The 4,503-nt window shown below is 68.4% G+C and carries 4 protein-coding genes; 3 read left to right on the forward strand and 1 reads right to left on the reverse strand.

The window, feature by feature from the left end:
• Window positions 1-103 precede the first annotated feature (103 nt).
• Together HUU95_RS09255 and HUU95_RS09260 are read left to right on the forward strand one after the other, a co-directional pair.
• On the forward strand, window positions 104-2,272 hold the full coding sequence (locus HUU95_RS09255; protein WP_174279848.1) for a sodium-translocating pyrophosphatase: 2,169 nt from the start codon (window positions 104-106) through the stop codon (window positions 2,270-2,272).
• 164 nt (window positions 2,273-2,436) lie between these two features.
• Window positions 2,437-4,038, forward strand: coding sequence for a DNA methyltransferase (locus tag HUU95_RS09260; RefSeq protein ID WP_174279849.1), 1,602 nt, complete (start codon window positions 2,437-2,439; stop codon window positions 4,036-4,038).
• 3 nt (window positions 4,039-4,041) lie between these two features.
• Here the strand turns inward: HUU95_RS09260 and HUU95_RS09265 are convergent, their stop codons facing one another.
• Window positions 4,042-4,308: a hypothetical protein gene (locus HUU95_RS09265; RefSeq protein WP_174279850.1), complete on the reverse strand. Its 267-nt coding sequence runs from the start codon at window positions 4,306-4,308 to the stop codon at window positions 4,042-4,044.
• Between HUU95_RS09265 and HUU95_RS14340 the strand changes: the two genes are divergently transcribed.
• The coding region (locus tag HUU95_RS14340) for a hypothetical protein (RefSeq protein ID WP_217429801.1) at window positions 4,307-4,503 on the forward strand (197 nt) is incomplete at its 3' end. The genes HUU95_RS09265 and HUU95_RS14340 overlap by 2 nt on opposite strands.

Here is a 4,503-nt window from a genome sequence, read left to right on the forward strand (position 1 = left end):
GGGAACACGGCGCCTGACCGGCTTGCCAGTCGCGTGCCGAGCCCTATACCTCCGGTCCGATACGAACCCGCCACAAGGCGGGTCGACCTGGGAGAGACCGCCGATGACGCCCGTCTATGTGGCCATGCTCTGCGGCGTGCTCGCCGTGCTCTATGGCGCGTTCACCTCCGCCCAGGTGCTGCGCCAGCCCGCCGGCGACGCCCGGATGCAGGACATCGCCGCCGCCATCCAGGAGGGCGCCAAGGCGTATCTGGGCCGGCAATACACCACGATCGCCATCGTCGGCGTCATCGTCGCGGGCATCGTGCTCGCGACGCTGGGCACCGTGTCGGTGATCGGCTTCGCGATCGGCGCGGTGCTGTCCGGCGTCGCCGGCTATGTCGGCATGAACATCTCCGTGCGCGCCAACGTGCGCACGGCGGAGGCGGCGCGCGGGTCGTTGCAGGGCGGGCTGACCACCGCGTTCCGCTCCGGCGCGATCACCGGCATGCTGGTGGCGGGGCTGGGGCTGCTCTCGATCGCGGTGTTCTTCTGGTATCTGGTCAGCGTCGCCGGCCACGCGCCTGGCGACCGCGTCATCGTCCAGGCACTGACCGCGCTCGCCTTTGGCGCCTCGCTCATTTCCATCTTCGCGCGCCTGGGCGGCGGCATCTTCACCAAGGCCGCCGATGTCGGCGCCGATCTGGTCGGCAAGGTCGAGGCGGGCATCCCGGAGGACGATCCCCGCAACCCGGCGGTGATCGCGGACAATGTCGGCGACAATGTCGGCGATTGCGCGGGCATGGCCGCCGACCTGTTCGAGACCTATGTGGTGACGCTCGGCGTGACGATGATCTCGATCGCGCTGATCCTGCGCAACGCGGACAATCTGCTTCAGATCATGACGCTGCCGCTGATCGTCGGCGGGGTGTGCATCGTCACGTCGATCATCGGCACCTACGCCGTCCGGCTCGGCCGGGGCTCGATCATGGGCGCGCTGTACAAGGGCTTCTGGACATCGGCGATCCTGGCGGTGCCGGCGATCTATGGCGTGACCCGGTGGGTGCTGGGCGACCTCTCCCGGCCGCTGGGCGGCAACGGGTTCCTCGACACCGCCACCGACACGCTGTCCTCGTCCGCCGACACGACGGCGGCGGCGGACCACGCGGTGAAGGCGTTCACCGGGCTGGACCTGTTCTGGTGCATGCTGATCGGGCTGGCGGTGACCGGCCTGATCGTGTGGATCACCGAATATTACACCGGCACCGATCATCGCCCGGTCCGCTCGATCGCCAGGGCGAGCGAGACCGGCCACGGCACCAACGTGATCCAGGGCCTCGCGATCAGCCTGGAGGCGACCGCGCTGCCGACGCTGGTGATCGTGGTCGCGGTGATCGCGACATACCAGCTGGCGGGCGTGATCGGCATCGCCTTCGCCGCGACCGCGATGCTGGCGCTGGCCGGCATGGTGGTGGCGCTCGACGCCTATGGCCCGGTGACGGACAATGCGGGCGGCATCGCCGAGATGGCGGGGCTGCCCGACGAGGTCAGGCACAAGACGGACGCGCTCGACGCGGTCGGCAACACGACAAAGGCGGTGACCAAGGGCTATGCGATCGGCTCGGCGGCACTCGCCGCGCTGGTGCTGTTCGGCACCTACACCGCCGACCTCAAGGAGTTCTTCGGCGCCGTCACCGTCGATTTCAGCCTGTCCAACCCGTATATCATCGTCGGGCTGCTGTTGGGCGCGCTGCTCCCCTATCTGTTCGGCGCGTTCGGGATGACGGCGGTGGGCCGCGCGGCCGGCCATGTCGTGGAGGACGTGCGCGCGCAGTTCCGCGACGATCCCGGCATCATGGCGGGCACCAGCCGCCCCAATTACGGCCGCACCGTCGACCTCGTCACCAAGGCGGCGATCAAGGAAATGATCGTGCCCTCGCTGCTGCCGGTGCTGTCGCCGATCGCGGTATATTACATCGTCACGGCGGTGGCGGGCCAGGCACAGGGCTTCGCGGCGGTGGGCGCGATGCTGCTCGGCGTCATCGTCTCCGGCCTGTTCGTCGCGCTGTCGATGACGAGCGGCGGCGGCGCGTGGGACAACGCCAAGAAGTACATCGAGGACGGCCATCACGGCGGCAAGGGCTCCGACGCGCACAAGGCGGCGGTGACGGGCGACACGGTGGGCGATCCGTACAAGGACACCGCCGGCCCGGCGGTGAACCCGATGATCAAGATCACCAACATCGTCGCACTGCTGCTGCTCGCCGCGCTGGCGGCGCACGCGGGCGTGTAGGCCGGGCCGAGAGAGGACCAGCCCGGACCAGCAGGGCCCTGTCGTCAAGTTCACCCGAACTGGAGGTAAGTTTATCGAGTCAGCAGAGTCGCTTGACGTCAGGCTACTCCGAAACAGCGTCCGATCCGATTCCCCCAGACAGGCTGGCGTGATTCAAGCTGCCGATGCAGCGCAACGACCCCGGCAACCACCTTCACTACGGCGACAATCTCGCCGTGCTCCGCGCCCAGGTAGCCGACGAGAGCGTCGATCTTGTTTATCTCGACCCGCCGTTCAACTCGAACGCCACCTACAATATCCTCTTCCGCTCGCCCGCGGGCACCGGCGCGGATGCGCAGATCGAGGCCTTCGAGGACAGCTGGCGCTGGAACGACACCGCCGAGACCGCCTTTGACGAGGTGATGCGAAGCGGCCGCACCGCCGCCGCCGAGCTGCTGCGCGCGATGCGCGCGTTCCTGGGCGAGAACGACATGATGGCCTATCTCGCGATGATGGCGGTGCGGCTGATCGAGCTGCACCGCGTGCTCAAGCCGACGGGGTCACTGTACCTCCACTGCGACCCGACCGCGTCGCATTACCTCAAGCTGCTGCTGGATGGCGTGTTCGGAGCGGAGCGTTTCCTCAACGAGATCACGTGGAAGCGGACCACTGCGCATGCCGATGGAGGGCGCTTCGGGCGTAACATCGACATCATCCTCTTCTACGCGCGTGGCAAGGAGCGCCATTGGACACAGCAATATACGCCCTACGACGCCGAGTATGCGGCACGCTTCCGGCAAGTCGATGCTGATGGCCGGCGATGGATGGATGACAATCTGACCGCAAAAGGCTTGTCAGGCGGCGGTTACACCTATGCATACAAGGGCGTTACCTCGCTGTGGCGAATGCCGATCGAGACGATGCGACGCCTTGACGACGAAGCGCGACTGCATTTCACCCGCGCTGGCGGTATCCGCCTCAAACGATATCTGGATGAGGCGAAGGGCCTGCCGGTGCAGGCGTTGTGGACGGATATCCCCGCGCTCAACAGCCAGGCGCAGGAGCGCCTCGGCTACCCCACCCAGAAGCCGCTCGCCCTGCTCGAACGCATCATCGCCGCGTCGTCAGCGCCCGGCGATGTGGTGCTGGACCCGTTCTGTGGCTGCGGCACCGCCGTCCATGCCGCGCAGAAGCTCGACCGGCGGTGGATCGGCATCGACGTGACGCACCTCGCGATCAGCCTGATCGAGAAGCGGCTGCGCGCTGCGTTTCCGGAGGTGGCCTTCACCGTCGAGGGCACGCCGCGCGACCTGGCGTCCGCCACCGACCTCGCGGCACGCGACAAATACCAATTTCAGTGGTGGGCGGTGTCGATGGTGGACGCCATGCCGTTCGGCGGCAGGAAGAAGGGCGCGGACGGCGGCATCGACGGCGTGATCTATTTCAAGCCCGACGGCCGACGCACCGAGCGCGCGATCGTGTCGGTCAAGGGCGGCGGCAACGTCGGCGTGCAGATGATCCGCGACCTCCACAGCGCGATGGAGCGCGAGAAGGCGCCGATCGGGGTGTTCATCACGCTGGCGCTACCGACCAGCGTGATGGAGCGCGAAGCGGCGGCAGTGGGCCGCTATACCGCGCCCGCGACCGGGCGCAGCTACCCCCGCCTCCAGATCATCACGCTCGCCGAGCTGTTCCAGGGGCGCCGGCCGGACATCCCGCTGGTCGATCCCGGCGCGGCGTTCCGCAAGGCCGGGCGCGAGGAGGCGCGGCAGGACCGGCTGATCTGACCGCTACAGCACCACCGTCGGCGCGCTGCCCTCATCCAACCCGGCGAGGATCATCGCCTCCCAGACGCGCGGGTCGCCCGCCTTGGCCATCGCGCCGTCAGGCTCGCGCAGCGTCTTGAGCACCGCGCGGGCGTCGTCGAGATGGTCGCGCCAGGCGGCATCGACCTGCCTGCCCGCCGACTCCGCGTCCCCGTCCGCGTTGGCGCTGATCCGCTGGCCGGCGAGGACGCGCGCGACGCGCTCGATGGCGGGGGTGAGGGATACGTCCATGGCATTGCTCCTGGTTCGGGAGCAGAAACGGGCGGAAGCCAAGATCGCTCCGCTCCCCGCGCGCGGGGAGGGATTGGGGCCTATCAACCGGGAGGAGGCGCCCGGACACACGCCCCACCCCAACCCCTCCCCTGAAGGGGAGGGGCTAGCTTGGAACGGTCAGCGCACGGCCGAGGCGCCGCCGGGGCGGCCGCG

Source organism: Sphingomonas bacterium (genome assembly GCF_903643065.1).
Lineage (GTDB): Bacteria > Pseudomonadota > Alphaproteobacteria > Sphingomonadales > Sphingomonadaceae > Sphingomonas.